Genomic DNA, 4,967 nt, shown 5'->3' with positions numbered 1-4,967 from the left:
GCGACGCTACGTTGAGTCCTTATCCGCCTATGCTCGTCAGTTTTTATCGCTGATGGAAAAACCCGATGTAGACAGCATCGAGGGCTTGTCACCTGCAATTTCAATAGAGCAGAAGTCGACCTCACATAACCCACGCTCAACCGTTGGTACCATTACAGAAGTTTATGACTACCTGCGCCTGATGTTTGCACGAGTGGGCGAGCCACGCTGCCCGACACATGATGTGCCGCTGGCAGCTCAGACCATCTCGCAAATGGTCGACAACGTGCTGGCCGCGCCGGAAGGTGAGAAACGCATGTTACTGGCACCTATTATTCAGAACCGTAAAGGCGAGCATTTGAAGGTTCTGGAAAATCTGGCTCTTCAGGGTTTTATCCGTGCGCGCATTGACGGTGAGATTTGTGACCTGAGCGATCCTCCAACACTGGAACTGCAGAAGAAGCACACCATTGAGGTGGTGGTTGACCGCTTTAAAGTTCGTGAAGGTATGGAACAGCGCCTGGCCGAGTCATTCGAAACGGCGTTGGACCTCAGTGGCGGAACGGCATTGGTTGTGCCAATGGAAGGTGACGGCGAGGCCGATGTATTCTCAGCAAATTTCGCCTGCCCTCACTGTGGCTACAGCATGCAGGAACTGGAACCTCGTCTGTTCTCATTTAATAATCCGGCGGGTGCCTGTACAACCTGCGACGGACTCGGAGTTGAGCAATTCTTTGACCCGGAAAAAGTCATAGTTAACGCCGAATTATCACTAACCGGTGGCGCAATTCGCGGCTGGGACAAACGGAATTTCTACTATTATCAAATGCTGCAGTCGCTGGCGAAGCACTACGACTTTAAACTGTCGCAGCCGTTTAACCAATTGCCCGACGACATTCGTGAGAAAATTCTGTTCGGCAGTGGTAAAGAAGAAATTAAATTTACCTACATGAATGACCGCGGTGACACGGTCGTAAGAGCGCACGCCTTTGAAGGTATTATCCCGAATATGCAGCGCCGTTATCGCGAGACTGAGTCACAAGCAGTGAGAGACGAGTTATCAAAGTATGTGGCGACCCAGCCTTGTAAAAGCTGTGGCGGCACGCGCTTGCGCACAGAAGCTCGTCATGTGTTTATTCAGGGCACCACGTTACCTGAAATTGTAGAACAGTCTATTGGCGACGCACTGGAGTTTTTCCAGCAACTGCATATGGAAGGCCAACGCGCCCAAATAGCAGAAAAAATTCTGAAAGAAATTAACGACCGGCTGCGTTTTTTGGTGAACGTGGGGCTTAACTATTTAAGCCTTTCGCGTAGCGCAGAAACCTTGTCCGGTGGTGAAGCACAGCGTATTCGCCTGGCCAGCCAAATTGGTGCTGGGTTAGTCGGCGTTATGTACGTACTGGATGAGCCCAGCATTGGCTTGCATCAGCGCGATAATGAACGCCTATTGAATACGCTCACGCATTTACGAGACCTTGGCAATACAGTGATTGTAGTTGAACACGATGAAGACGCGATTCGCCAGGCAGACCACGTTATTGATATTGGTCCTGGTGCGGGTGTCCATGGTGGTGAGATTATTGCTCAGGGGCAAGTCGACGACATTGTTGGGAGTGAAGACTCACTAACCGGCGACTACCTGTCCGGCAGAAAAGAAATAGAAGTTCCGCAGCAACGCCACAAGCCCGATGAACGCAGACTCACCATTCGTGGCGCTAGTGGTAATAACTTGAAGAACGTTGATTTTAACCTACCGCTGGGCGTACTGACCTGTGTCACCGGTGTATCTGGCTCCGGCAAATCGACGCTGATAAATAATACTTTATTCCATATTGCGCATCGCGAACTCAATGGTGCAACAACCGGTGAACCAGCCCCCTACAAAAGTGTTGAAGGGATGCAGCTGCTGGATAAAGTGGTGGATATTGACCAAAGCCCGATAGGCCGGACACCGCGTTCTAACCCGGCAACTTACACCGGAATTTTCACACCCATTCGTGAACTGTTCGCAGGCGTTCCGGAGTCACGGGCTCGCGGTTACAAGCCGGGCCGCTTCAGCTTTAACGTTCGCGGCGGACGTTGCGAAGCCTGCCAGGGCGACGGCGTTATTAAGGTTGAGATGCACTTTTTGCCGGACGTTTATGTCCCTTGTGATATTTGTAAAGGCCAGCGCTACAACCGCGAAACGCTGGAAGTAAAATACAAGGGCAAGAATATCCACGAAGTATTGGATATGACCATAGAAGACGCACGTGAGTTCTTCGATCCGGTTCCGGCCATTGCACGTAAACTTCAAACCTTAATGGATGTTGGTTTATCTTATGTCCGTCTGGGTCAGTCTGCTACCACACTCTCAGGTGGTGAGGCGCAGCGGGTTAAATTATCACGTGAGCTCTCTAAGCGAGATACCGGTAAGACCTTGTACATTCTGGATGAGCCAACGACAGGCCTGCATTTCCATGATATTAAGCAATTACTGGCAGTTATCCACCGTCTGCGTGACCACGGCAACACAGTCGTTGTCATTGAGCACAATCTGGACGTGATAAAAACGGCTGACTGGATTGTTGACTTAGGCCCGGAAGGCGGTTCCGGTGGCGGCGAAATATTGTGTGAAGGCACACCTGAAGACGTCTGTGAAAACGAGCGCTCTCACACGGCGCGATTCTTGAAACCGATGCTAAAGCAGTCATAAAAAGGACGCAGTATGTTAACGGAAGACTTTAAAGTACGATTTTATGAGACCGATGCCCTTGGGCACGTCAATAACACCGTTATTCCCGGCTGGATCGAAACCGGGCGGTTGCCTATTTTTGAGTTCTTCGGGGAAATGTCGCCCGAAACGCAGAGCTTGATTGTTGCCCGGCTTGAGGTTGACTACTTATTTCCAATTTATTTTGGTGGTCATGTCACAGTTAAGACTTATGTTAGCCGTTTAGGTGGTAGCTCATTTGATATTACCAGCGAAATTTGGCAAAAAGATAAACTCTGCGCTAAAGGGAAAACAGTCTTGGTCTACTTCGATTACCAACAGGAGCGTTCTGTGAAGTTATCCGATGAATTAAAAGAACGTCTGGCGACTATAACGCATCCGGAGCACCCTCTTGACGCGTGATCTCGTCAGTGGTGGGCAACAGATACATGCCCCCGATGATCTCAAAAGCTTGCTGGAGGAAATTCACCAGCAAGCGATGAAGATCACAGAAGGACATGTTGCTGACTACATTCCGGCATTAGCAGAGGTCAACCCGGAGCTCTGCGGACTTACCCTTGCCACCCTTGATGGCGAGGTATTTAACGTGGGTGATACTCACGAGCAGTTTTCCATCCAGTCCATTTCAAAAATTTTCGGCCTAATGCTGGCAATGGAGCGCTTGGGCGAAGACTTATGGGACAGAGTCAAAATGGAGCCCTCTGGCCAGGCATTTAACTCTATAGTGCAGTTAGAATGGGAAAAAGGCATTCCTCGTAACCCTATGATAAATGCCGGCGCTATTGTCGTTAGTGATGTGCTGGTGAGTCGTTATTCAGCCAGTAAGAACGCGGTTTTAAGCTTAGTCCGTACCTTATGCGGCAACGACAATGTGTATGCCGATAACATTGTACACCAGTCAGAAAAAGAACACGGCCATCGCAATGCGGCACTGGCTCACTTAATGAAAAGTTTTGGTAATATTGATGCAGACGTTGAGGAACTGCTTGATCATTACTTTTGGCAATGTGCATTAACCATGTCCTGCGAAAACCTCGCTCGCTCTTTTACTTTTCTCGCAAATGACGGAGTTTGCCCTTTTTCCAAAAAGGAAATTATGTCTAAACGGGACTCTCAGCGTATTAATGCGTTGCTATCAACCAGCGGCATGTACGACCAAAGCGGTGAGTTTGCTTTTACGGTAGGCGTTCCTGCAAAAAGTGGGGTTGGCGGCGGCATGATTGCTGTTGTACCTGACTTTGGCGTTATCTGCTCATGGAGCCCAAGGTTAAACAGCTTTGGTAACAGTGCGCGTGGCATGTATATGGTCAGAGAACTTGCTAATCGTTTGGGTCTAAGCGTTTACTAACGAATTGTCGAGGGCCGGTAAGTCTGAAAACGTTCCATATTGAATCGTCTAAATAAGCTATCTATCTCGCCCTTTCGTCCCAACTCTCTTAAGTGTCTTTGGATACTTCCTGCTGTAATACTCTTATTTTCGCCGACAAGTATATGCAAGTTATAGGCAAAGCTGGCTTTTTCAGCGAGTAAAAGATTTTCGACTTTAATTTGTTGTGAACCCTCAAGCGCCGATAGTAACTCATCATTCACTATAGTGAGGTCAACTCGTCCACCTAGCACCATGCGTACGTTAATAATTCGTGAGTCAGCTAAGTAAACGGTGTACTTTTCTTTGACTTCATCTGAGGCAATTAACTCACCACCAAGCAAGTAGTGGTAGCCTTTTACGCCGCCCAGAATCTTTCCCTCAAAATCATCGAAGAAAGACTGAGTTCGTCCCTCTTTTTTTGCAGTGACTAAACGCTCTTTACCACTCACCAGAGGAATTGTCTTTTCGTAATTAATGTTCCGTCTATCCCAACCCCACAGCGGCGATTCAAAGAATATCACGTCGCAACACCCTGCTTCGCTAAGCGCCTCATAGCGACTCGTAGGTGGGATAATCTGAATTTGAAACTCATAACTATCCTGGTGCTCATTCAATAGCGTAACGAGCTCTCGTGTGAGATCCGTCTCAAGAACGTCTGAAAAATAAGGAGGGTAATCGTAAGCAGCTACTTTCACTGGTATCTTTGCTGCGGCAGTACCACTTATCGCAGCTAAAACGATTACAGAAAGGTATCTGAGTATTCTCAATAGACTGACTAATCGGTTAAGTATCTGCATCCATAGTTAATTTTCCGGCCCCAAATGTCAATAGTTGAGCGACCCTTCGCTTAATTATTAACAGGCATAAAAAAGCCCGGCCGAAGCCGGGCTCTTAAAATCAACA

The 4,967-nt window shown here is 48.2% G+C and carries 4 protein-coding genes; 3 read left to right on the top strand and 1 reads right to left on the bottom strand.

What is annotated here, in order from left to right:
* The 3 genes from uvrA to glsA all read left to right on the top strand — a co-directional run.
* The coding region (gene uvrA / locus B3180_RS12290; protein ID WP_286844857.1) for an excinuclease ABC subunit UvrA at window positions 1–2,677 on the top strand (2,677 nt) is incomplete at its 5' end.
* A 12-nt stretch (window positions 2,678–2,689) separates the two neighbouring features.
* Window positions 2,690–3,097: an acyl-CoA thioesterase gene (locus tag B3180_RS12285; RefSeq protein ID WP_199494793.1), complete on the top strand. Its 408-nt coding sequence runs from the start codon at window positions 2,690–2,692 to the stop codon at window positions 3,095–3,097.
* On the top strand, window positions 3,087–4,043 hold the full coding sequence (gene glsA / locus B3180_RS12280) for a glutaminase A (RefSeq protein WP_199494794.1): 957 nt from the start codon (window positions 3,087–3,089) through the stop codon (window positions 4,041–4,043). Before B3180_RS12285 ends, glsA begins: the two co-directional genes overlap by 11 nt.
* Here glsA and B3180_RS12275 read toward each other — a convergent pair.
* Window positions 4,040–4,759 carry a substrate-binding periplasmic protein gene (locus B3180_RS12275; protein WP_278356661.1) on the bottom strand — a complete coding sequence of 240 codons (720 nt, stop codon included), beginning with the start codon at window positions 4,757–4,759 and terminating at the stop codon, window positions 4,040–4,042. The two genes, glsA and B3180_RS12275, sit on opposite strands and share 4 nt — an antisense overlap.
* Window positions 4,760–4,967: the final 208 nt, after the last annotated feature.

Source organism: Idiomarina sp. UBA4206 (genome assembly GCF_002383015.1).
Taxonomy (GTDB): domain Bacteria; phylum Pseudomonadota; class Gammaproteobacteria; order Enterobacterales; family Alteromonadaceae; genus Idiomarina; species Idiomarina abyssalis.
The sequence above is the reverse complement of the archived record's forward strand: the minus strand, read 5'-3'. Positions and strand labels throughout refer to the sequence as shown.

Excerpts from the sequence above, each read along its gene's own strand:
- B3180_RS12285 (WP_199494793.1), top strand. The coding sequence starts at position 2,690 with ATGTTAACGGAAGACTTTAAAGTACGATTTTATGAGACCGATGCCCTT.